Origin of the sequence: Lachnoclostridium phocaeense (assembly GCF_959599685.1) — a bacterium.
Lineage (GTDB): Bacteria > Bacillota > Clostridia > Lachnospirales > Lachnospiraceae > Claveliimonas > Claveliimonas monacensis.
This window is the reverse complement of sequence record NZ_CAUGIN010000007.1, coordinates 62,223-83,391: the sequence shown is the minus strand read 5'-3', so window position 1 is coordinate 83,391 and position 21,169 is coordinate 62,223. Positions and strand designations below refer to the sequence as shown.

Here is a 21,169-nt window from a genome sequence, read left to right as displayed (position 1 = left end):
GTATCTCCATTTTTTCGCCGTCACAGAAGATTTAGCGGATGCGCTCCGGGAATCCCACTTTTTTCTGCACCTTGCGCAGCGTTTTATTTGCGTAGTATCCTGCTTTCTCCGCATTCTCCTTGATAATGCCGTCAATGTATGCCTTGTCCTTTGTAAGTCTTGCCGCCTCTTCCTGCAGAGGTTTCAGCACAGAGACAACAGATTCTCCTACAGCCACCTTAAAATCGCCGTATCCTCTGCCGTCAAACTCTTTTACCACTTCCTCCGGTGTCTTTCCGGTGCAGGCGCTGTAGATGTTGATCAGGTTCTTGACTCCCGGCTGCTCGTCCCTGTAAAGGATCTGTGCCTCAGAGTCCGTCACGGCCCGCTTGCATTTGCGCATGATCGTATCCGGATCGTCCATGAGGTAAATGCTGGCATTGGGGTTTTCATCTGATTTGGACATCTTCTTTACAGGATCCTGGAGGCTCATAATTTTTGCCCCCACTTTTCCTATATAGGCCTCCGGGATGGTAAACACATCCCCGTAAATATTATTGAACCTCTCCGCAATGTCTCTTGTGATCTCAAGATGCTGCTTCTGATCCACTCCCACTGGCACAACGTCTGCCTGGTAGAGAAGGATGTCCGCCGCCATCAGCACCGGGTAAGTGAAAAGTCCGGCGTTGATATTGTCCGCGTGTTTGGCCGCCTTGTCCTTAAACTGGGTCATCCGGTTCAGCTCACCCATGTAGGTGAAACAGTTCAGGATCCAGGCCAGCTCCGCATGCCCGGACACGTGGGACTGGTAGTAGATGCAGTTCTTCTTCGGATCCAGGCCGGCCGCGATGTAGAGGATGAGAAGCGCTCTCGCCCTCTTTCTCAGAGTTGCCGGGTCCTGCCGCACTGTGATGGAATGCATGTCCACCACGCTGTAGAAACATTCATACTCGTCACTCAGCGTCACCCAGTTCTTCAGCGCTCCCAGATAATTTCCAAGGGTCAGGTTCCCTGTCGCCTGCATCCCGCTGAATAGTACTTTCTTGTCATTGATCATGTCTGTGTCCTCCCATTTTTATAATCGATCATTTTGCCCAGGGTTCTACTTCATCCTTGTAGTACACCACATTTTCGGACAAAATCTGGAATTTTCCATCTCTGCAGTCCACTTCCGTGACTGCGCAGTTTTTGTGCACCCCCGCGCCCCAATACTGGGACAGAGGAGCCTTTCTTATGTAGCAGAGCAACCCCGCCAGCGCGGCGCCGTGAGTGGTGAGCAGGATCTGCTTTCCCTCGTATTTCGGATCACGAGCCAAATCCTCCAGGAACTCTCCCGTCCGGTCCCTCACCTGTCCAAAATCTTCTCCTCCCGCAGGAGCTCTGTACCTGTCCGGGCCGTCGAAAAAGCGGCGGAACTCTTCCGGCAGCTCCCAGCCTTCACTGGAGCAGAACTTTCCCTCGTACTCTCCAAAGGCCATCTCCTCGATCCGCGGTTCCTCTATGATGGGGACATCTCTTCCATCCAGTATGATCTGCGCTGTCTCCTTTGCCCTGGAAAGAGGGCTGGTAAAACAGAGATCAAAATGCACATCCGCAAGACCTTTGGCCGTCTCCCTGGCCAGGTACCTCCCAAACTCATTAAGAGGAATGTCTGACTGTCCCTGTATCTTTCTCGCTTTGTTCCAGTCCGTCTCTCCGTGACGGACAATGTATAATTTCATCTGTTGTGCCTCCCTTCGGGGCGCTTCGCACGCCCTCTCCTCGCCGTGCCGGACACTTCGGGGCGCTTCGCTCCCCCTCTCCTCGCCGCGCCGGACACTTCGGGGCGCTTCGCATACCCTCTCCTCGCCGCGCCGGACACTTCGGGGCGCTTCGCTCCCCCTCTCCTCGCCGTGCCGGACACTTCGGGGCGCTTCGCTCCCCTCAGTGTCCCGGGCTTCGCCCTATGAAAAGAAAAGGCCGCATCCCCGTCTGCTAGCAGCCGGCCTGCCGCCTTTTCTTTTCGCACGGCTCAGGCCTATCTCACACATTATACCACACCTGTGTTGTTTTGCCATAGAAAATCCATGAAAAAAGTGGTAGACTGAAGTATAGGGCATTTTTGCCTGGCATACTCTGGCAAAGGCAAAATCTGTTTTGCCCTGACTGACATATTATATTGGAAAGGATGATCTTACATGGAAAAGATTACAAGTTTTACCATTGACCACATAAAACTGGTCCCGGGCGTGTATGTCTCCAGAAAAGACATGGCCGGAGACTGTGTGGTGACCACTTTTGACCTGCGCATGACAAGCCCCAACGATGAGCCGGTCATGAACACGGCCGAAGTCCACACCATCGAGCACCTGGGCGCCACCTTCCTGAGAAATGACCCGGACTTTAAAGACAAGGTCCTGTATTTTGGGCCCATGGGCTGCCGCACCGGCTTTTACCTTCTGCTGGCCGGCGACTATGAATCTGAGGACATTGTCCCTCTTATGAAAAAGATGTTCTCCTTTATCGCAGAATTTGAGGGGGAAGTTCCGGGCGCGTCACCAAAAGACTGCGGCAATTATCTGGATATGAACCTTCCCATGGCAAAATACCTGGCAGAGAGATACTTAAAAGAGGTGCTGGAGGGGATCACAAAAGAGCGGCTTGTCTATCCGGAATAAAAAAATCCTGCACACAGCGAAAAAAGGGACTCAGAAAGGGTCCCTTTTACCAATTCCAGCTCTTTTCATTTTTCTGCGGATGACTTTTGTGTTCCCCTGACTTCTCAGGCTCCCACTTTCTATTGTAGGGAAAGTCTTTCTTCAGCACCACGTTACGGATGTAGGCATAGGTTTTCTCCTCTCCGTCCCGGGCCAGCCGCTTCAGCAGGTCGTGGAGAAGCTGCGCTGTCTCGGGGTGGATCATCTTTCCCAGCATGGCTGCACCCTTCTCGTAGTACTGGAGGGGATGCCAGTCCTCGTATTTGTCCTTCTGGTATGTCTTGGAAGCGGAGATCCGGTCCACAAACATTTCCGCCACATACCGGGCAGGCATCTTCATGCCGATGATCCCGTCCTCTTTGTGCATCCCGTAATCGATCCAGTATTCATAGTGATGCTTGTTCCGGCCCTTGTGGTGAAGCCAGGCAGAGGAATATCCCTTCGCCTCCCGCTCTGCATTGTTGGGACTTCTCGTCCCCTGATAGTACTTGCAGCCCACAAAAAACTCCACCGGCGAATACTTGGACATATCGTGGAGCAGCCCCTGACGGTAGAGCCCCAGCTTAAAGCAGCCCTTCATGACAAGGATCTTGTGATGAGTAATTGTGCAAAAATGTTTCCATGCCTTCATCTTTTTATACTTCCTTCTCAAATTCATTCCTTTTCTATACCTATTCTGCCCTCTGCCGCCCTATCCGCACAGATATTTTATCGCCCAGAGCAGAAGCAGATGGGCCGGGTAAAACACATAGAAAAAGTATTTCATACTCCTTCCCTTTTTCCCATTGTAGAGCCCCACAGGTATAACGTACAGGACTCCAAAGCGCTGCACCGGAGACTGCCACAGAAAGTTCCACAGTCCTCCTAAGGTCAGCCCTGCCCAGGGCCGCGCACGCCCTATATAGAAGATCAGCACCAGAAGGACGCCGCGGAAACCATAATCACTGCCCAGGGCCTCTGCAAACCACATAGCAATGAAGATCTCAAGAATGCGCTCCGGCCACTCCCTGCAGCGCTCCAGCGCCGCCATCAGAGCCACGCTGATAAAAAGCGTAAAAAATACATTCTGGCTCCGGGGATACCAGATACTCTGATGAAAGGCCAGGTCAAAAGGGATTTCCGACAGAATCGCAAAGATTCCCAGCCTTGCAAGGTACCTGTATATGTCTCTTGTATGGAAGAACCCCTCCGTCAGGAGAAAGGCGAATATGGGAAAGGCAAGTCTCCCGATCCTGACCAGGTTCAGCTCCTCCGGGAAGAGGATCCGCCCTGCATGGTCTGCCGCCATACAGAGAATGGCAAGGCACTTTAGAGAAAATGCGTCAAATACGGAGGCTCTCCTAAACAGTTCTCCGATCTTTGTCCCGCTCATCCCCTACCTGCCTATGAAGACGGCAATGGTCCTGTCTTTAAGCACAGCTTCCCTCTGGCTGTCCAGAAGCACTGTCTCCGGAAGGATGCCCTCTTTTGTGTCAGCGGCCAGATACCACTTCTTTCCCTTGGGCAGAGCCGGGAGAGCAAAGCCGTGCTCCAGCCAGTGCATGTTGTAGGCGACAAAGCAGTCCTCATCCTCCGCCATCTTCCCACAGTAATAGACACCCAGCTGACGGCTGGACACTTCCGAGGGGGTCTGCCACGCACAGGCGCCATGGTAGGACACATCGGGCACACCGCAGCTGATCTGGTCCATGCCAAGCAGCTCCTTCTCCTGCGCCAGCACCGGATGGGCTTTTCGCAGGGCGATCAGATCTTTCACAAAAGCGAACAGCTTCTTCTCGCGCTCCAGGCGGCTCCAGTCCAGCCACCCTGTCGGATTGTCCTGGCAGTAGGCATTGTTGTTTCCCTTCTGGGTGTTGCCAAATTCATCGCCCGCCAGGATGCAGGGCGTCCCCTGTGCCAGCAGCACCAGAAAGAAGGCATTTCTTCTCTGCCCCTCTCTTAAGGCCACCACCGCCTTCTTCCGGCTGGGTCCCTCTGCCCCGCAGTTCCAGCTGTAGTTGTAGTCCGGCCCGTCCTGGTTGTTCTCCCCGTTTGCCTCATTGTGCTTGGCGTCGTAGGAGACAAGGTCATTCAGTGTAAATCCGTTCTGGTTTGCAATATAGTTGTAGTATCCTTCTGCGCCTGCCTGGCGGCGGAGCCAGTAGATCACATCCCCCACCATGCCCTCGTCCCCTTTCAGGAAACGGCGCATCACATTCTGGAACCCGGTCTGATGCTTCAGAAGCTTCATCCCCTGCAGCATGGGATCCCTGTACACCCCGTCCACAGGCGTCACATCGGGATTCAGGATAAACCCGTCCACGTGGTACTCCAGCATATAATGGCGCAGGCAGGCCTCCATATAGATCCTGGGCGTGGTCCCCTCAAAGGGCATTTCCAGGATCACCTCAATCCCGGCCTTATGGCAGGCTTTGACCATGTCCTTCAGCTCCGTGACCGGATCTGCCGCCGCGTAGGCCGCCTTCGGCGCAAAATAATATCCCGGCCCGTACCCCCAGTAATTCACGTACTTGGGAGACGGGGCAAACTCGTACACCGGCATACAGTGGATCTGATTGATCCCCAGTTCCAGCATATAGGGGATCTTCTCCACAAGGCCGGCAAATGTTCCCTTGTGTTTTACCCGGGAGGATGTGTGCTTTGTAAACCCTCTCACATGGAGGCTGTAAGCCACCACTCTGTGCATGGGAATGCGGGGTCTTCTGTCCCCCTCCCAGTCATAGTCATCCACGTAGAGCACTCCTCTGACCTGGCAGTCCCGGGCGTCGCATATATCGTGGAACTTCTCCGTACCAGCCAGCTTCCTGGCATAGGGATCCACGAAGATCTCCTCCCCGATCCGGTAGTTGTACTCGTACTCCTGTGCCGGGAAATCTGCAAGGGCCAGAAAGCGCACGTCCCCGGTCTCCTCTCTATAGGGCATATCAAAGCAAAATGCCGGCTCCGGCTCCCCTTTTCTGTACAGCAGAAGCTCACACGTCTTCTCCTGGGGCGCCTCCACTGCAAAATTCACCTGCTCCCTTTTCACTTCCGCACCTAAAGGCGTAGGCCTTCCCTCTTTTTTTGTCATTACTCTTCCTTCCTGCTGCTCCTACTGCCAGCCGTCTGCTCCATACATTTCCACATTGTCCTTTGTGATCATATCAATGATCTCCACATAGTTTTCCTTCTCGTAGTCCTCTCCATTCAGGATAGCCAGTCCTACTTCCACAGCTGTTTTCCCCATATTGATGGGAGACTGGGCCGCAGTGCCGGCAATCTGTGTGTCAGATTTCAAAAGCTCCTTTTTGATATCCGGGGATCCGTCCACGCCATAGATGATCACGTCGTCCATCCCGAGAAGATTGACCGCTGTCTGTGCTCCCACGGCGATCTGGTCATTGCCGCACATGATGGCAGTCACATCCGGGTGCGCTTCCAGCGCTGTCTGGGCCACCTCCAGGGATTTCTCAAACTTTCCGTCTGTGTTCTCTCTGGCCACGATCTCAAATCCTGGATCCGCATCTGAGATCACCTCCTCAAAGCCGGTGATCCGGTCATTGATAGAATTCTGCGTGGGACACTCAAGGATGAGCACCTTTCCGCCTTCCGGGCACCGCTCCATCAGAGCCTGTCCGCAGATCCTGCCCGCTTCCACATTGTCAGAGCCCACGTAGGCATCCACGTAGTCCATCTCCTTCACCTGGGTGTCCACGTTGATGATCTTCACGCCCGCCTCCTGAAGCGCCTGCAGGGACGGCGTAATGCTCTCCCAGTTGACAGGGCTCAGGAAAATAGCGTCTATGCCGGAATCTATCATCTGTTCGATCTGGGACTCCTGGGTAGCCGCATCGGTCCCCGGATCCATGGTGATCAGCTCATGGCCCTGCTCTGTCAGGGTTTCGCGGATAGAATTTTCCAGCGTGATAAAATAAGGATTTTCCATATCGATGGCGCTGAAGCCGAATGTATATCCTTCCCCCTCAGCCTGTCCGTCCTCTCCCTGTCCCTCCTCGTCTTCTTCCTGCACCGGGTTGTCCTCCGGACTGCCCACGTTCTTTTTGCTGCAGCCTGCCGCTGACAGGACGCAGATAAGGATCATGGCAAGGACAGCCATGAACTTTCGGTTTCTCATATATGTTCCTCCTTCATGTCATCTAAATAATCTCATACATATTTAGTATTTTACAACATTTTACACCGTTTGACCAGTCCCGTATGGCGGGGGGAATATGGCGACCCGATATGTCTTGCTTTTACCGCCGCTCTCTGGTAGAGTAAAGAAAGAGGAACTCTCTTAAAACATGACAGAGAAAAAAGGAGAAAATGACTATGAGAGAACAGCAGAATGAAGAGATCACGGTAACACTGACTCTGGACAATGATGAAGTGCTCGAGTGTGCCGTCCTCACCATCTACGAGGCAGGCGGCCGTCAGTACATCGCTCTCCTTCCGCTGGATGAAAACGGGGAAGAAGAGGGGGATGTATACATCTACCGCTACATTGAGACAGACCCGGAAAATCCGGATCTTGAGAACATCGAGGACGACGAGGAGTACGAGATCGCAGCCGACGCTTTTGACGAGTGGCTGGATGAGCAGGAATTTGAGGAAGATCTGGACGCCTTCTAGGCGTCCTTCTTCTTTTTGCCCCGGAGCAGCAGCTCCTCCACAAACCGGGAAGGATCCGCATCCTTTCCGTTTTTTGTTTTCACGTAAGTGATGACCAGCTTCTCCTTGGCCCTCGTCATGGCCACATAGAACATGCGTCTCTCCTCCTCAATCTCCTCCTCCAGCTTTGCCTTCTTGTAGGGTGTCACGCCCTCGTTGGCGCCCAGGATAAAGACCGTGTCAAATTCCAGCCCCTTGGCACTGTGCATGGTCATAAGGGAGATGCCTTCCCTGTTCTCATCACTTTTTCTTCTCTGCTGCTCCCGCAGATTTCTCCCGTACTCATCCGTATAGCGGAACCACTCTTCCATTGTCTGAAAATCCTTTGTGCTCTCCTGGATCTGCTCCAGGATCTCAAAGAGATCCTCTTCCCCTACACGGCGCGTCTTAGCCCACTCCCGCAGGTACTCATCGTAGCCGATCCGCTTGCGGATGTACTGCAGGGCAGCAAAGGGCGTTTTGTTCTCCATCATTTTGATATCCCACTCAAACTGATCGATGCGGTCCTGCATCCAGTCCTTGTCACAGTAGAACTTCCGCAGCTCCTCAAAAGAGACCGCCGGATGTTCCATGCTCTCCCGGCTGATATACCGCCTGGGACAGTTGGCAATGTCCAGGAAATACTTTCTGTCCCGCCGGCCGAACGCCAGCTCCATGTAGCTGCGGATATTTCGCCCGATAAAATGCTCGAACACGTTGCGCACATACTCCCGCATGGAGAAGGGCAGGCGATGTTCCATCAGCTGTCCGGCCAGGATGCCCGCATCCAGATTGGTCCGGAAGAGGACTGCCATATCTTTGAGATCCTTCCCCTCTTCCATGCGCTTCTGTATGGAGGAGATAATGTACTTTGCCTCCTCCGTGGGGTCTTTCACCTCCTGGACATGAACCAGAGCCCCCTTGTCCTTCACCGCGCGCAGCTTTTTCGGATACCGTTTTTTATTGTGCTCGATGACCCGGACTGCCCCCTTCAGGATGTAGGAAGTACACCGGTAGTTCACATCCAGCAGGATCTGCCTGGCACCGGGGTAATCCTTGGGAAATCCCAGCATGATCCCGGGTCTGGCACCCCGGAACTGGTAGATGGACTGGTCGTCATCTCCCACCACAAAGAGGTTGTTCTCCGGAAGAGCCAGCATCCTGAGCACCTCGTACTGAACCCGGTTCACATCCTGGAACTCATCCACAAGGATATAGCGGAACTTCCCCTGCCATCTCTCCAATATGTCCGATCTGGTCTTAAAGAGCTTCCAGCACAGGAGCAGCATATCGTCAAAGTCGATCTTTTTCATCTGCTTCTTTTTATTCTCATAGAGTGTGCATATGTCCTGGAAATGCCGGGGGCTGACCTGTGACTCATACTGGGAGAGCCTGATCCCGCTGTTTTTTACTTTCCCCATCTCGGACAGGAGCCGCTCCAGATAGTCCTTCTCGTCCTCTATCTCCATGTCCGGGCTCATCTGGGGCAGGCTCAGGATCTGCCGCAGCAGCTCCCTCTTCTCCTCCTCCGCCATGATATTGGCCGACGTCAGGCCGTAGGCCCACTTCAGGATGCCGTAGTAGATGCCGTGGAAGGTACCGAACGTGACAGGCATGCCCCTTCCTCCCATGAGCCCCTCAAACCTCTGTTTCATCTGCCGGGCCGCATATCTGGTAAAAGTAATGACCAGAATTTCTTCTGGTCTTACTTTTTCTTTCTCTATTAAATATTTGATCCTCGCCGCGATGGTGAGTGTCTTGCCGGAGCCCGGCCCTGCCAGGACCATACAGGGTCCCTCCTTATGGCAGGCGGCCTCCTGCTGCGCTTTGTTAAGCTGCATCTTCTACCTCTCTTCCAGTTTTTCGATCCCTTTGCGGATGCGGGCCAGAGACTCCTCTTTTCCCAGGACTTCCATGATCTCCGTGGCTCCTCCCGGTGTGCTCTGCTTGCCGGACACGGCTGTCCGCAGCGGCCACATCACATAGCCGATCTTGACGCCCTTCTCATCCACGTAGGACTTCAGCGTATTGTAGAGCGCGTCGTTGCTGTAATCCTCCTGTCTCTCAAGAAGCGGCAGCGTCTCCCGCAGCACTTCCAGAGATGTCTCCTCATTGGTCTTCATCTTCTTATGGCAGTACATGGAGGTGTCGTACTCCGGCAGCTCCTCAAAGAAATCAATGTGTTCCCTGATATCCGGGAAGATCTCGATCCTTGTCTTCACAAGAGCGGCAATCTTCTTAAGATCCATGTCTTTTGTGATGACCTCTTTGATGTAGGGCTCTGCCATCTCATAAAATCTGTCAAAATCCATAGCCTTCAGGTACTCGCTGTTCATCCATTTCAGCTTCTGAATGTCGAATACAGCCGGAGATTTGCTCATATGACGATAGTCAAAGGCCTCCACCAGCTCCTCCAGGGAAAAGATCTCCTGTGTCCCCTCCGGGCACCAGCCAAGAAGAGCCACATAGTTGACGATGGCCTCTGACACAAAGCCCTGCTCCAGCAGATCCTCGTAGGAGGAATGTCCGCACCTTTTGCTCAGTTTTTTGTGGTTCTCATCTGTGATCAGCGGACAGTGCACGTACACCGGCACATCCCAGCCGAAAGCCTCGTAAATGCGGTTGTATTTGGGGGCGGAGGACAGGTACTCATTTCCCCGGACCACATGGGTGATCCCCATCAGGTGGTCGTCCACCACGTTGGCAAAGTTGTAGGTGGGATATCCGTCGGACTTGATCAGGATCATGTCGTCCAGCTCCTCGTTGGGTACGGTGATATCCCCGTAGATCTCATCGTGGAAAGTGGTAGTCCCCTCTGTCGGCATGTTGATTCGGATCACGTAGGGCTTCCCGGCCGCCAGATTTGCCTCGATCTCCTCTTTGCTCAGATGGAGGCAGTGCTTGTCATAGACCACGATCTCTGTTCCCGTCTCAGACACCTTGCTGCGCAGAGACTCCAGTCTCTCCTTGTCACAGAAGCAGTAGTAGGCGTCCCCCTGCTCGATGAGCTGTTTCGCGTACTTCAGATAGACGCCGGTCGCATTTCTCTCACTCTGGACATAAGGGCCCACGCCCCCGTCCTTGTCCGGCCCTTCATCGTGGACAAGCCCGGTCTTTTCGAGCGTCCGGTATATGATATCCAGAGCACCCTCCATGAACCGCTCCTGGTCTGTGTCCTCGATGCGGAGGATGAAATCGCCTCCCGCATGCTTCGCGATCAGATAGGCGTACAGCGCGGTCCTAAGATTGCCCACATGCATCCTGCCTGTGGGACTCGGTGCAAATCTTGTTCTTACTTTACTCATTGTCTTTCTCCATTTCTGTGATTATTTCTCCCAGCGCGTCATCCACCCGGCTCTGCCAGAAGATGTCCGCGTCTTTATTGGAAAAGTGGTCTTCTCCGTCTATGACGATCAGCTTATTCCCCTCATAGTAGCCGGTAAGCTGGCTGCACAGGAAGGATTTCAGGTTCGTCCCCAGAACGAGGAGCACATCCGCCTTCTGCATCTCGGTGGCCGCCCTGGTGATCACCTGGTTGTCCACCATCTCTCCGAAGAGGATGACATCCGGCCGCACCGCCTGCCCGCAGGTCTCGCACAGAGGTATCTTCTCCGAGTTCCTTATGTACTCTATCGGGTATTCCCTGCCGCAGTGGGGGCAGTAGTTCCTGAAAATGCTGCCGTGGAGCTCAATGACATTCCGGCAGCCCGCTCTTCCGGGGAGATGGAACAGCCTTCTTGTGATGATAGTCTGAAAGATTCCGGCCTGCTCCAGCCTGGCCATCTCATAATACCCCTTCCCGGGCGGTATGTCTACCGCTGAAAGGAGCTCATTCCTGTAAAAATCATAAAACTGCTGCTTCCGGGTAGAAAAAAAGGAGCTGGAAAAAATCTCCTCGGCGGAATACCCGTACTTTTCCTCGATGGCATAGGACTCTCCGCCGTCCCTCACCACCGGATAGCCGCTCTCCTCCAGCATGCTCCGCCCGCTCAGCACCACTGTGTATCTGCTGTCCCGCAGCATCTCGTAAATCGTTCCCGCAATACCTGACATGGTCTCCGCCTCCTTCTATATCTGTATCCGGACCGCAAAAGGATCCTAATATAGTTTTATTGTACCACACTTGATTTATGACAATCAAGCCTCTTTGGAGGCTTTGCGGAGTTTCCACCTCTTTTTCCAGTACAGAGGCTGGAAAAATTCCCTGGGGATGGACACGATGAACACGATGCCGAGCACGATGGCAAAGGCAACCTTCACCGCGCCGATCCCTCTCTGGGCCGCCTCTCCCAGCTGGCCTGTCACCAGGTAGTAGGCCGTGTAATACACGCCCGCCCCGGGCACGAGGGGGAAAATACCCGAGATCATGAAGATCGTGATAGGGCATTTCAGCCGCACAGTCAGCATCCGCGAGATGAGCACCACTACCAGCGCCCCGAAGAAGGAGGACACCGCCGCCGAGGCGTGTTCCACGGCCAGGCAGTAGACGATCCAGCCCATGGCTCCCGTCGTCCCGCAGCTGATATAGAAGCGCTTCGGCACATTGAACATGACGGCGAACCCTATGGTCCCGAAAAAGGCGCAGAAAAAATTCAGCAGTATATCCTGAACAGCACTCATCATATACCCACTCCTCCCATGATGTTCGTGTAGGCTCCCAGCGTAAAGCCGACGCCGATAGCAATATAGACAAAGACCAGGAGCGCGTCTATCATACGCACAGTCCCAGACAGGAAGTCGCTGTCCGCAATATCCCGGATGGCATTGGTAAAAGCCATTCCCGGCACCAGAGGCATGATACCGCTGATGATCATGCCGTCCAGGTGAAGGACAGCCGGGAAGAAATGCCGGAACAGGAGGGCCAGAAAGGTGATGAGCACGCCTCCCACGATGTTGACGATGATCTTGGATATACGGAGCCTTTTGGAGGCCAGGACCCACACATACAGGAAGCAGCCTATGAGAAAGGCAGCCAGGCTGTCCATCACGCCCGCCCCCAGAAGGAACCCGAAGCATCCGCTTCCCATGCCTGCCGCAAGGATCTGCAGATAGCCCTTCGTGGGCGGGATCTCCTCAATCTCCTTCAGGCGCTCAAAGGCCTCGTCTATCCCCACGAGGCCGGCGGAGATCTCCCTGGAGAGGGCATTCACCTCCGCCACGATCCCAAGGTGGGAGGAGGACAGCGGGATATGCTTTACCCGGGTGTACGTATCCCCGTCACCGATCTTGATGCTGACGATAATGGCGTGGCTGAGAGTAAATATATCCACGTCCTCCACGTGAAAGCGCCCGCATATGTACTTGATCGTCTCCTCCACACGGAAAATCTCACCGCCGTTTTTCAAAAGGATGCGCCCCGCCTCCAGGGCCAGATCCAGCACCTTCTTGGGATCTGCCTCTGTCTTCAGGTCCTTTTTCAGGTAGATCATGTCCGTCAGCAGCACCCCCTCATCCCAGATGGGCTCCCTGTAATTGGCTGTAAAAAATCCGGGCACAATGTGGGAGTGGACAAAGCCGCAGTGCTGGTAAAAGCGGATTGTCTTCTCCGTATTCCCGGTCCCCACATACATGGTGTCGCACTGATAGCTGTATTTCTCGCACACATAGTGGACAAGGGCCGTGCCATACCCCCTGCCCTGAGCCTCCTCCCTGGTGGCCAGGTTCTTCAGCTCACATTTTCTTTTCCCAATCTGACAGACAACACAGACAGACTGCACCTGCCCCTGGTCATCGTATAACGCAAACATATCCCCGGAGTCCAGATACTTCTCTATCATGTCCTCCTGGGGATCTGCCAGCATCAGTAAGTCGAGAAATGCAGTCTTCTGCAGTGTAACCTGTTGAATTTCCATCCTTTTCGTCCCTCTATCTGATCCTTCCATTTACAAGTTCAGCCTATTATAACACCATCCTTTCAAAAATGACAGAGGGATTTTGGACTGTTCTTACACAAAAACAATAGCAAAAGAGGAGGCGGCGTCCCGGCATACCAGACGCTGCCTCCTCTCTTTATACTTTTAGTTGATATATCCGGCCTTCTTCAGCTCCTCCTGAGCTCTGCCCAGGTTGGCATCGGACACCAGGATGATAGGCCCTGTACAGCCCATGCCGCTCTCCGCATAAATCCCCAGCTTCCAGAGAGCCCGCACGCCGTCCTCCAGATCCATGATCTCGATCCCTGCGATCTGTGATGTCACCGGTTCCTTGGCCGGCGCCTTCACTTCCTCCTGCTCCGCAGGCTTTGCAGACGCTTTTCTCGCTGCCAGTATCTCTTTCAGGCCCGCTTTTTCTGCTGCCGCAAACTCTTCCTTCGCAATGTCAAAGACTTTTCCTCTCAAAAGATCAGCCGCATAGTTCAGCGCACCCTTGATGAGGGGCGCCCCGGAAGCCCTGGAAATGATCAGCACCAGCTGCTCATAATTTTCCCCAATACCAGGGCCATATCCAAATCCGGATGCCTCATAGCTTCCTCCTGTTGTGAAGGAGGAGAGCATCTTGATCAGGATATTTCCGGACAGCGAGTCACATACCATAATATCCGCAGATCCCTGGAGCACGTCATTTCCCCTCATGACGCACCCGCCGTCTGCCCTCGCCGACTCGGCAAATGTAATATCATATCCGTTCTCTTTCAGCTGTTTCAGGGCGATCTCCGTCTGGCGCGCCCCGTCCACATTCAGAATCCCGACGGTGGGATTCTTCTTTCCGCAGGCTTTTGCTGCAATGATGCCGTAAATGGCATTTTTGATCATCCCTTCAATGCGGTCCGCGCTGGAGGTGCCTGTAGTGGTGGCCACAAACATCTCCCTTCCCTTCGCGGGGGTGACGGCCCGGCCCACAGTGGAGACGCCGATAGGGAAAGGAAAATGCATGGTGACAGCCCCGTCCACTTCCTTGTTCTTCAGGAGCTCCTCCATCTTTTTGTGTCCTTCCTCCTCGTCAGCCACTTTGACAGTGGTCACGCCTTCCGCCTCAAGAGTGCCGATGTAGAAGACATCGATCCCCTCCTTTGCGGCGGCCACAGCTGCCTCCATAGCGTTCTCCTCACCGTGTTCGCTTCCCATACCGGTGAGAGCGATCTTGGGCTTTTTCCCGAACCGGCCGCTCTCCAGCCCCTCTGCCATTTCCATAAAGGTGGAGGCGATTATTTTTTCAATGTGATCAGCCATGTTCCACCCTCCTTTACTCTGCCAGAAGCGCTGCTGCAAATTCTTTCATAGCTTTTGCGATCAGCCCTTTTACTTCCTCTTCGGAGACGCCGCTCTCTTTCTTCTCCTGCTCTGCCGTGTTTCCGTGGATCACGAAAGACACGCCGTCAAAAAGATTGGTCATACGGCCAAGGAAGAGGCTTCCCTTTCCGATGATCATGGCATTCTTGATCTTTCCTTCCAGGATATCCTCCCTGGCAACGCCGATGTAAGGCACACCGGAGGGAATATGTCCCTGGGTGGGCGCCCAGCCGGTCAGTCCGTGCTTCTTTGTAAAGTCTGCCAGCTCCTTGCGGTCCAGCTCTCCTCTCTTCACAGCCAGAGCGCCGATCATCTTGTAGTTGGCAAGAGGCACATCTCCGGCTCCCGCCGGTTTGGTGATATCCGGGTTCTGCATCTCCGGTGAATACTTGTCGATATCCGGGATCTTCATGCCCGCTCTGTCCAGAGGATCCGCTACAAGACTGCCGATGACAGCCTGGGGAGCAGAACCTGTGCCCACTGTGTGGCGTCCCAGCATGCCAAGGTCGATCTCCGGGCTTACGCCGTCGTTCTCTGTGATGACAACGGCAAATCCGCCCAGGCAGTCCTCCAGGATAGGGAGGCCCTTCTTCACATGGTCCTTGCCGTTCATACCAAGCTTGGCCGTGCAGCCGCCGCTGGTCACGACAACAGTCTTGTATGCGCCGGATTTCACCAGAGCCGCCGCCTCAATGACAGCATGGGTAGGCGCCGCACAGAAGCCTCTGGCGTCAGAGCCTGTGGCGTTCACAAGTCCTGCCACCTCTGCTGCCGCCTTTGCGAAGTTGCCGCCGCCTCTCTGGTTCATATCGCCGCAGGCCTCCTCCGCACAGTCGATGACGTACTCCACGTCCTCCTTTTTGATGCCCGCGTTGCGGACCGCGTAGAGGAGCGCCAGCACGCTGGATGCCTTGCTCATCAGGTTCTCATGCATGACATGAGCGGACAGATTCTGGTCAATGTCGTGGGCGGCCTTCACACAGCCTACCAGTTTTCCATCGAAATACAGTCCTTCTGCATGCTCTTCATTTACAAACTGCTCGATCTCGGAAAGCTCCACACCCTCGTGCACTCTTTCCAGGATATCTTCTGTGATCACCGGATCTTTTGCCAGCGCTTCCTTATGGGCTGCGACAAATCCCTTCTCCAGTCTTACCACCTCGAACATGTCGCTGGCCTGCACAAGGAGGAGGAACTCTTCCTCAGGCATGATCTCGCCAAATTTTCCGTAGCGGTCCGCCCCTTCCATCTTCTTGTCGTACCAGGGGAATTCCACTTCCGCCAGCTCCTCCGGATGGACGTTGCCGATATAGGTCTGGTTTGGCCAGTAGGATACCGCCTCCTCATATGAGCGGAGTTTTTCCGGCACTTCCTTCAGATACTCCGACTCAGGATTGACGATGCGCTCTGTCGTCTGTGTTGTTCCGTTATACAAAACCATATCCGGTGTATGTACTAAAATATAGCTTGCCCCTTTGATCACACTGTTCATGGGTTTTTCCCCTTTCTTCTTTTTTTATCATAATAAGCAGAGCGGCGGGGTGACACCGCCCCGCCCTCCTAGAATTTACAATATTGCTCTCTGATAGCTGTCATCTCGGAAATGATATCATCTACATCGAGAACCATCTCCATCATGCTGATCTGCTCATCATAGACAGCCTCGTCAAATTCTTCCTTCATCTCCGGCTCGCATACGTGATAAACCTGAAGTCCAAGCTGGACTCCTGTCAATGGACCTGCGAAAGTAGGATCTCCTGCTGTAACAGTCTCAGCTGCAAGACCTGCAGCCTCGCCCTCTGCAGCTCCGAGAACTACAACAAGGTTCTCCGGGCCGTACTCGTCAGCAAACTCCTTTACTCTCTTCTGGTTTTCCAGATCCATTGCGCCTGCGCTCGTTCAGACGAAGCATTCCGTGGACGCGAATACCACTTCCCCGCCAGCCGTCTTTACACACTCGGCAATGGCAGGTCCCGGAATTCCGTCACGGTCTCCGATAACTATCACTTTTTTGTTTTCCAAAATAGCCATAATTATGCGTTCTCCTTTCTTATGTTGTTTTTTGCTGCTTTAAAATTTTTATGATTAAAGATATTTCTTAATCATCGCTTCAATGCTCTCCGGTGTGCAGTCGTCTTTTACAAGCTCCTCGACTTTCTCTCCATCCTTGTAGATGGCCATTACCGGAAGTCCCAGAACTTTCTGGGAAATGGCAAGGCGGCGCGCCTTTGTGGTGTTCAGGGATGTGAATTTGATCTTGTCCCCGTATGTGTCTGCAAACTCATGTACCTTCGGCATAAGAGCCTGGCAGGGCACACAGCCGTCTCCATAGAAATCAACGAATACATATCCGTCAGCTTTCAGCACTTCTTCTTCAAATGTGGTCTTATCTACATCAATCATTGTTCTCTGCTCTCCTTTTCTTTCCAGATGTTTTTCCTGGTCTCTAAAAATAATCGGACAGGCTTCTCTCCACCTGTACAGCGGCGATGGCTCCATCCGCAGCTGCCGTCACAACCTGACGGAGGCTCTTGATGCGGACATCTCCCACTGCGTAGACATTGGGAATATTTGTGTGCGTGTCCTCATCGGTGCGGATATAGCCTCTCTCGTCCATATCCAGGATGCCCTCAAACAGCTTGGAGTTGGGAACGGTTCCAATAAAGCCGAACACGCCGAACATGCCGTCTTCCTCGTCCGCCTCCACAGTTCTCACTTCGCCGGTCTTGACATTCTTCACCTTCATCCACTGGAGGATGTCGTCTCCTCCTAACTCCTCCACAACGCTGTCCCAGAAGAACTCGATCTTCGGGTTTGCAAAGGCCTTCTCCTGGATGGATTTGGCTGCGCGCAGCTCGTCTCTTCTGTGGATGATGGTAACTTTTCTGGCAAATTTAGTCAGGTACATGGCCTCCTCCACTGCGGAGTCGCCTCCTCCTACGACAAACACTTCCAGATCCTCAAAGAAGTTGGCATCGCAGGTAGCGCAGTAGGATACGCCTTTTCCTCTGAACTCAGCCTCGCCCTTGCATCCGATGGGGCGTGCGTAAGCGCCGGTGGCAATGATCACATTTTTTGCCTGGTACTCATTTTTCGCACTCTTCAGGATCTTGATCTCGCCGCTGAAATCCACTGCGTTGATGGTGTCGGCAACGCGCTCTGCGCCGAACTTCTCCACCTGCTGCGTCATTCTTGCGATCAGGGAAGGTCCTGACTCTCCTTCCACCATCTGGCCGGGATAGTTCTCAATGTCATCCGTGATGGCGATCTGTCCTCCGTCCTGGCCCTTCTCGATGACCAGTGTGGAAAGGCGGCTTCTTCCTGCGTACAGTCCTGCCGCCAGACCACCGGGGCCTGCGCCCAGGATGATCACGTCATAAACTTTGCTCATCGGTAACATCTCCTTTTCTTTTTGTTTTCATTTTAATCGAAAATGGTCTGGCCGTCCACCTCTGTTGTGAGAGCTGTCAGGGCTTTCTCCACGATATGGCGGCGGAGTTCTTTCTCCTCCTCGTGGCTTAAGGCCGGATTACCAAGGGGATGGGGGATCGCGATAGCCGGAACGATCCTGTTGGCTCCTACGGTCATGGAGATCGGTGTTACTGTACAGATGTGTACTACCGGAATGCCAGCCCTCTCAATTTCTTTCACCATCGTTGCACCGCAACGAGTACAGGTGCCTCATGTGGAGGTCAGGATAACTGCATCCACGCCGTCCGCCTTCAGTTTCTGTGAAAACTCGTCCGCAAAAGCCTTGGCAGATGCAACGGCTGTACCGTTTCCTGTTGTTGTATAGAAGAGATGATGAAGCTCGCCGATCTTTCCTTCCTTCTCCATGTCTCTGAGCACGTCCACAGGAAGCACCCTGTCTGCGTCCTCATTGGCATAGACCGGATCGTATCCGCCGTGAGCCGTCTCGTATGTCTCGGCTGTCAGATCCATGACGCCTGCTATATCGTACTCACCGTAGTGGGAAGCACTGGAACTCTCAATGTGGTCCGGATTTCCCTTGGGAACAATACCGCCGGATGTGACAAGGGCGATCTTTGCGTGGGCCAGATCCTTCACTGCCGGATTGGGAGCCACCTTGTCAAAGCTGGGCATGGGATACTCTGTCTCGAAAGGCTTGTCCGCCAGCTTCTTAAGGAGCATGTTCACAGCGCGCTTTGAACCTCTCTCCTTCTCGAAGAAGTTTACCCTGACGCCGTTCGGCATATACCCTTCCTCGCAGGAAGCGCCGATCTTCTCGCCTCTTACCAGCTTCAGGGCCAGGGGAGCCATCTTGCCCACTGCCGCTCTCATGCCTGCTGCGCTGTTCTTTGTGGAGATCATGTAGACCTGATCCTTAAACATATCCGCGCCCGGGTTCTCCACGTACATTCCTGTCACTGCAGGGATGCCCAGCTCTTCCTGGACAGCTGCCGCGATGGTGCCGCAGGCCACGCCGTAGCGTCCTGCATTGAAAGCCGGTCCTGCGATGAATACGTCCGGAGCCTGCTCCTTTACCATGGCCAGGATGTCTGCCTTTGCCTTCTCCAGGTTCTCATTGAAATAGGAGTCACCGCACACTATCGTTGCAATGATCTCCGCCTCGTCCTTAAAGTTCATATTGAACGCAAGTCCGGGTCCTACGACCTCACCCACGCGGATCTCTGCCGGGTAGTCCGCTTTCTCCTCTCCGCCGATATTAGCGAAGAACTGATTGATATAATGTACAACTTTGATCTTACTCATTTCCTGTATGTCCTCCCTTCTATCTTGCGCTCAGCTTGTTAAATCCTGTCTCGTTGGTAGCTCCTGTGATAACCTGGAGCTCCACCTCCAAAGATCCGTCCTCCCGGAGCGTCTCCTCGCTGGCACCTGCGATCTTTGTCACATAGTCCAGTGTGCCGATCACCTTGTCAAGTTTAGGCAGAATGATCACTTCGTTTGCGTTTCCGCCTGTGACAACGGCGTCTGCAGCCGCGTCCGCATCTGCCAGAGACTGTGACTTTCCGTCCCGTCCGGCGTACTCGTCTGTGATGATGACTGTCTTCACGCCCTCTGCCTCGATCTTCTTACAGTTCATGATCAGGTCTGTATCCGGGTTTCCGAATCCTTCCTGGGATACGATGACGCCGTCCAGATCCAGCATCTTGCACAGCTTAGCCGTCCAGTCGGAGGAGCGCTGCTTGTCTGCCAGGTACACGTTCTCGTTGGTGATGATCTGGCACACAAAGTTCAGAGTCTTTCCGTGCTCTTCAAACAGGTCGTGCACAACCGGGTTGTTCTGATGTACATAGGTAGGATTCTTGTCGCATGCGGACACACAGTTTCCAGACACGATAGCGCCGTCCATGATCTCTGTGGGGCTTAAGATCGTGGGAACGATCTTCTTTGCGTCCACTCCGTACACATAGGTGTCGTGGAGAAGCCCCTGGCTCTGCAGCATCTGCACATAGGCAACTCTGGGGAGCTCCGGATATTTCTCCAGTCCCTCCTTGATGGTGCATGTCTCATATACTTTTGTCTCATCCGGTGTCAGGCTGCGGGCAAGTTCCCCAATGTAGGCCGCCACTCTGAATCCGGCAAATCTGACTGCCTTCTCATAGTCATGCTGTTTGATATCATCAACCGGCTCGCACACCATCACCAGGTTGAGTGTCTGGGAGAAGGGTGTGTACTGTGCTCCCGGCCCTGTCATGTCGATAATGCCTTCCTGGAAGCCGACAATGCGTCCCGCTGTCACTACAGCCATGCCCTTGAGTGCGTATGTCTTTCCGCTTCCCACTGTGTCTACCTTGGAGATCACTCCCGGGAATACGCCTCCTCTTCCTTCCACTTTTACTCTGGGCTCGATCACGTCCTTCACAGGTGTGATGCGGACAGACTCGCCCGGGCGGGCAATGTCAAAAGACACTCCCTTGATCTTCTCATCTTCCAGAGCTGTCTTTTCCAGCTCCTCCTTTGCTACATAAAGGACACCGTCCTGAATTTTGCTCTCATCCGCAAACTGGATATCCTTGATGTAAATGTGGCCCATTTCTAATCTCACGTCTCATTACCTCCTTGCAATCCTTTTTATGCTGTGTTTCTCTGCAGCTTCTTCCTGCCTCTTACTGTCGGTTCTACCATACGTCCGCCGACTCCATCGCGCTTTCCAGCAGTGTCCAGTCAATGAGCTGAAAATCTTCATATACTTCCTGCCCGTAACTTTTCTGACGGTCTGTGAATTTCTCACAGGTCTGTATGGCCGCCTCGATCATTCTGACGGACTGCGGGTCCACCTCCTCTTTTTTCCCGCTCAGCATGATCGATTTGTACGGTGTCTCCTTTGGCTTTACGCTCCCTGACAGAGGATGCGACAAAAGCCTGTGGCCCTGGCAGATCTTTTTCTCTGCCTCTCTGAGCAGTTCCTCATAGGGAACAGATATATAACATACCGTCCTGCGCCCCTCCAGTTTGCGGGCTGCAAGCGGATTGTTAGTCAGGATCATATAGCTGTCCATCTTTTGTCTCCTTTCATCTGCCCGGCCAAGAGCCGGTCAGGGGCGTCGCCGGCGCGCTCTGCCGGATATATGCCCAATAAAAAAGGGACGTCGCAAACACTTCCTTGTGTATGCCGCCCCGCTCTGTCTACCCTGCTGATGTCTGAAC

21 protein-coding genes are annotated in these 21,169 nt (G+C 53.7%); 2 read left to right on the top strand and 19 right to left on the bottom strand.

The window, feature by feature from the left end; translation table 11 throughout:
- Positions 1 to 31: 31 nt before the first annotated feature.
- Both trpS and Q5911_RS04885 read right to left on the bottom strand, forming a co-directional pair.
- Positions 32 to 1,036: a tryptophan--tRNA ligase gene (gene trpS, locus Q5911_RS04890; RefSeq protein WP_076777241.1), complete on the bottom strand. Its 1,005-nt coding sequence runs from the start codon at positions 1,034 to 1,036 to the stop codon at positions 32 to 34.
- Between the two features lie 28 nt (positions 1,037 to 1,064).
- Positions 1,065 to 1,700, bottom strand: coding sequence for a histidine phosphatase family protein (locus Q5911_RS04885; protein ID WP_303181407.1), 636 nt, complete (start codon positions 1,698 to 1,700; stop codon positions 1,065 to 1,067).
- Between the two features lie 456 nt (positions 1,701 to 2,156).
- On the opposite strand from Q5911_RS04885, the gene Q5911_RS04880 reads away from it, so the two are divergent.
- Positions 2,157 to 2,636 carry an S-ribosylhomocysteine lyase gene (locus Q5911_RS04880; RefSeq protein WP_076777239.1) on the top strand — a complete coding sequence of 160 codons (480 nt, stop codon included), beginning with the start codon at positions 2,157 to 2,159 and terminating at the stop codon, positions 2,634 to 2,636.
- Between the two features lie 46 nt (positions 2,637 to 2,682).
- Here the strand turns inward: Q5911_RS04880 and Q5911_RS04875 are convergent, their stop codons facing one another.
- The 4 genes from Q5911_RS04875 to Q5911_RS04860 are packed head-to-tail and all read right to left on the bottom strand — an operon-like array spanning position 2,683 to position 6,789.
- The gene (locus Q5911_RS04875) at positions 2,683 to 3,306 is read right to left on the bottom strand and encodes a DUF5662 family protein (RefSeq protein ID WP_242943643.1); all 624 of its coding nucleotides are present in this window, start codon (positions 3,304 to 3,306) and stop codon (positions 2,683 to 2,685) included.
- A 60-nt stretch (positions 3,307 to 3,366) separates the two neighbouring features.
- The gene (locus Q5911_RS04870) at positions 3,367 to 4,047 is read right to left on the bottom strand and encodes a TraX family protein (protein ID WP_076777238.1); all 681 of its coding nucleotides are present in this window, start codon (positions 4,045 to 4,047) and stop codon (positions 3,367 to 3,369) included.
- A 3-nt stretch (positions 4,048 to 4,050) separates the two neighbouring features.
- Positions 4,051 to 5,745, bottom strand: a complete 1,695-nt coding sequence (locus tag Q5911_RS04865; protein WP_303181403.1) for an alpha-amylase family glycosyl hydrolase — start codon at positions 5,743 to 5,745, stop codon at positions 4,051 to 4,053.
- Between the two features lie 21 nt (positions 5,746 to 5,766).
- Positions 5,767 to 6,789, bottom strand: coding sequence for a sugar ABC transporter substrate-binding protein (locus Q5911_RS04860; RefSeq protein ID WP_281724591.1), 1,023 nt, complete (start codon positions 6,787 to 6,789; stop codon positions 5,767 to 5,769).
- A gap of 197 nt (positions 6,790 to 6,986) precedes the next feature.
- On the opposite strand from Q5911_RS04860, the gene Q5911_RS04855 reads away from it, so the two are divergent.
- Positions 6,987 to 7,286, top strand: coding sequence for a DUF1292 domain-containing protein (locus tag Q5911_RS04855; protein ID WP_226394164.1), 300 nt, complete (start codon positions 6,987 to 6,989; stop codon positions 7,284 to 7,286).
- On the opposite strand, the gene Q5911_RS04850 is transcribed toward Q5911_RS04855, so the two are convergent.
- The 13 genes from Q5911_RS04850 to Q5911_RS04790 form a co-directional block, all read right to left on the bottom strand.
- Positions 7,283 to 9,145 carry an ATP-dependent helicase gene (locus tag Q5911_RS04850; protein WP_303181401.1) on the bottom strand — a complete coding sequence of 621 codons (1,863 nt, stop codon included), beginning with the start codon at positions 9,143 to 9,145 and terminating at the stop codon, positions 7,283 to 7,285. The two genes, Q5911_RS04855 and Q5911_RS04850, sit on opposite strands and share 4 nt — an antisense overlap.
- A 3-nt stretch (positions 9,146 to 9,148) precedes the next feature.
- Positions 9,149 to 10,609, bottom strand: a complete 1,461-nt coding sequence (gltX, locus tag Q5911_RS04845; RefSeq protein ID WP_303181400.1) for a glutamate--tRNA ligase — start codon at positions 10,607 to 10,609, stop codon at positions 9,149 to 9,151.
- A complete protein-coding gene (locus Q5911_RS04840; RefSeq protein WP_242957692.1) occupies positions 10,602 to 11,357 on the bottom strand; it encodes an SIR2 family NAD-dependent protein deacylase in 756 nt (251 codons plus the stop codon). The genes gltX and Q5911_RS04840 overlap by 8 nt, the downstream gene beginning before the upstream one ends.
- Positions 11,358 to 11,441: 84 nt before the next feature.
- A complete protein-coding gene (locus tag Q5911_RS04835; protein WP_242957691.1) occupies positions 11,442 to 11,927 on the bottom strand; it encodes a threonine/serine exporter family protein in 486 nt (161 codons plus the stop codon).
- Complete coding sequence (locus Q5911_RS04830) at positions 11,924 to 13,156, bottom strand: GNAT family N-acetyltransferase (RefSeq protein ID WP_303181393.1); 1,233 nt, start codon at positions 13,154 to 13,156, stop codon at positions 11,924 to 11,926. Before Q5911_RS04830 ends, Q5911_RS04835 begins: the two co-directional genes overlap by 4 nt.
- Before the next feature lie 165 nt (positions 13,157 to 13,321).
- Positions 13,322 to 14,473 (bottom strand): glycine/sarcosine/betaine reductase complex component C subunit alpha, encoded by a 1,152-nt coding sequence (gene grdD, locus Q5911_RS04825; RefSeq protein ID WP_076777230.1) that lies wholly within the window; start codon positions 14,471 to 14,473, stop codon positions 13,322 to 13,324.
- A gap of 13 nt (positions 14,474 to 14,486) precedes the next feature.
- Positions 14,487 to 16,025: a glycine/sarcosine/betaine reductase complex component C subunit beta gene (grdC, locus tag Q5911_RS04820; RefSeq protein ID WP_303181389.1), complete on the bottom strand. Its 1,539-nt coding sequence runs from the start codon at positions 16,023 to 16,025 to the stop codon at positions 14,487 to 14,489.
- Between the two features lie 68 nt (positions 16,026 to 16,093).
- Positions 16,094 to 16,564 (bottom strand): glycine/sarcosine/betaine reductase complex selenoprotein A, encoded by a 471-nt coding sequence (gene grdA / locus Q5911_RS04815; RefSeq protein ID WP_081957934.1) that lies wholly within the window; start codon positions 16,562 to 16,564, stop codon positions 16,094 to 16,096.
- Positions 16,565 to 16,618: 54 nt separating this feature from the next.
- On the bottom strand, positions 16,619 to 16,936 hold the full coding sequence (gene trxA, locus Q5911_RS04810) for a thioredoxin TrxA (RefSeq protein ID WP_033124535.1): 318 nt from the start codon (positions 16,934 to 16,936) through the stop codon (positions 16,619 to 16,621).
- A 43-nt stretch (positions 16,937 to 16,979) separates the two neighbouring features.
- The gene (trxB, locus tag Q5911_RS04805) at positions 16,980 to 17,924 is read right to left on the bottom strand and encodes a thioredoxin-disulfide reductase (protein ID WP_303181385.1); all 945 of its coding nucleotides are present in this window, start codon (positions 17,922 to 17,924) and stop codon (positions 16,980 to 16,982) included.
- 32 nt (positions 17,925 to 17,956) lie between these two features.
- Positions 17,957 to 19,267 (bottom strand): glycine reductase complex selenoprotein B, encoded by a 1,311-nt coding sequence (gene grdB / locus Q5911_RS04800; RefSeq protein WP_303181384.1) that lies wholly within the window; start codon positions 19,265 to 19,267, stop codon positions 17,957 to 17,959.
- Between the two features lie 19 nt (positions 19,268 to 19,286).
- Positions 19,287 to 20,567: a glycine/sarcosine/betaine reductase component B subunit gene (locus Q5911_RS04795; RefSeq protein WP_226394168.1), complete on the bottom strand. Its 1,281-nt coding sequence runs from the start codon at positions 20,565 to 20,567 to the stop codon at positions 19,287 to 19,289.
- 73 nt (positions 20,568 to 20,640) lie between these two features.
- Positions 20,641 to 21,021, bottom strand: coding sequence for a GrdX family protein (locus tag Q5911_RS04790; protein WP_076777227.1), 381 nt, complete (start codon positions 21,019 to 21,021; stop codon positions 20,641 to 20,643).
- Between the last annotated feature and the right edge of the window lie 148 nt (positions 21,022 to 21,169).

Excerpts from the sequence above, each read along its gene's own strand:
- gltX (WP_303181400.1), bottom strand. The coding sequence starts at position 10,609 with ATGAGTAAAGTAAGAACAAGATTTGCACCGAGTCCCACAGGCAGGATG.
- Q5911_RS04830 (WP_303181393.1), bottom strand. The coding sequence starts at position 13,156 with ATGGAAATTCAACAGGTTACACTGCAGAAGACTGCATTTCTCGACTTA.
- Q5911_RS04850 (WP_303181401.1), bottom strand. The coding sequence starts at position 9,145 with ATGCAGCTTAACAAAGCGCAGCAGGAGGCCGCCTGCCATAAGGAGGGA.
- Q5911_RS04835 (WP_242957691.1), bottom strand. The coding sequence starts at position 11,927 with ATGATGAGTGCTGTTCAGGATATACTGCTGAATTTTTTCTGCGCCTTT.
- Q5911_RS04855 (WP_226394164.1), top strand. The coding sequence starts at position 6,987 with ATGAGAGAACAGCAGAATGAAGAGATCACGGTAACACTGACTCTGGAC.
- Q5911_RS04870 (WP_076777238.1), bottom strand. The coding sequence starts at position 4,047 with ATGAGCGGGACAAAGATCGGAGAACTGTTTAGGAGAGCCTCCGTATTT.
- Q5911_RS04865 (WP_303181403.1), bottom strand. The coding sequence starts at position 5,745 with ATGACAAAAAAAGAGGGAAGGCCTACGCCTTTAGGTGCGGAAGTGAAA.
- trxB (WP_303181385.1), bottom strand. The coding sequence starts at position 17,924 with ATGAGCAAAGTTTATGACGTGATCATCCTGGGCGCAGGCCCCGGTGGT.
- Q5911_RS04880 (WP_076777239.1), top strand. The coding sequence starts at position 2,157 with ATGGAAAAGATTACAAGTTTTACCATTGACCACATAAAACTGGTCCCG.
- grdC (WP_303181389.1), bottom strand. The coding sequence starts at position 16,025 with ATGAACAGTGTGATCAAAGGGGCAAGCTATATTTTAGTACATACACCG.
- Q5911_RS04790 (WP_076777227.1), bottom strand. The coding sequence starts at position 21,021 with ATGGACAGCTATATGATCCTGACTAACAATCCGCTTGCAGCCCGCAAA.
- Q5911_RS04885 (WP_303181407.1), bottom strand. The coding sequence starts at position 1,700 with ATGAAATTATACATTGTCCGTCACGGAGAGACGGACTGGAACAAAGCG.
- trxA (WP_033124535.1), bottom strand. The coding sequence starts at position 16,936 with ATGATTGATGTAGATAAGACCACATTTGAAGAAGAAGTGCTGAAAGCT.
- grdD (WP_076777230.1), bottom strand. The coding sequence starts at position 14,473 with ATGGCTGATCACATTGAAAAAATAATCGCCTCCACCTTTATGGAAATG.
- trpS (WP_076777241.1), bottom strand. The coding sequence starts at position 1,036 with ATGATCAATGACAAGAAAGTACTATTCAGCGGGATGCAGGCGACAGGG.
- Q5911_RS04875 (WP_242943643.1), bottom strand. The coding sequence starts at position 3,306 with ATGAAGGCATGGAAACATTTTTGCACAATTACTCATCACAAGATCCTT.
- Q5911_RS04860 (WP_281724591.1), bottom strand. The coding sequence starts at position 6,789 with ATGAGAAACCGAAAGTTCATGGCTGTCCTTGCCATGATCCTTATCTGC.
- Q5911_RS04840 (WP_242957692.1), bottom strand. The coding sequence starts at position 11,357 with ATGTCAGGTATTGCGGGAACGATTTACGAGATGCTGCGGGACAGCAGA.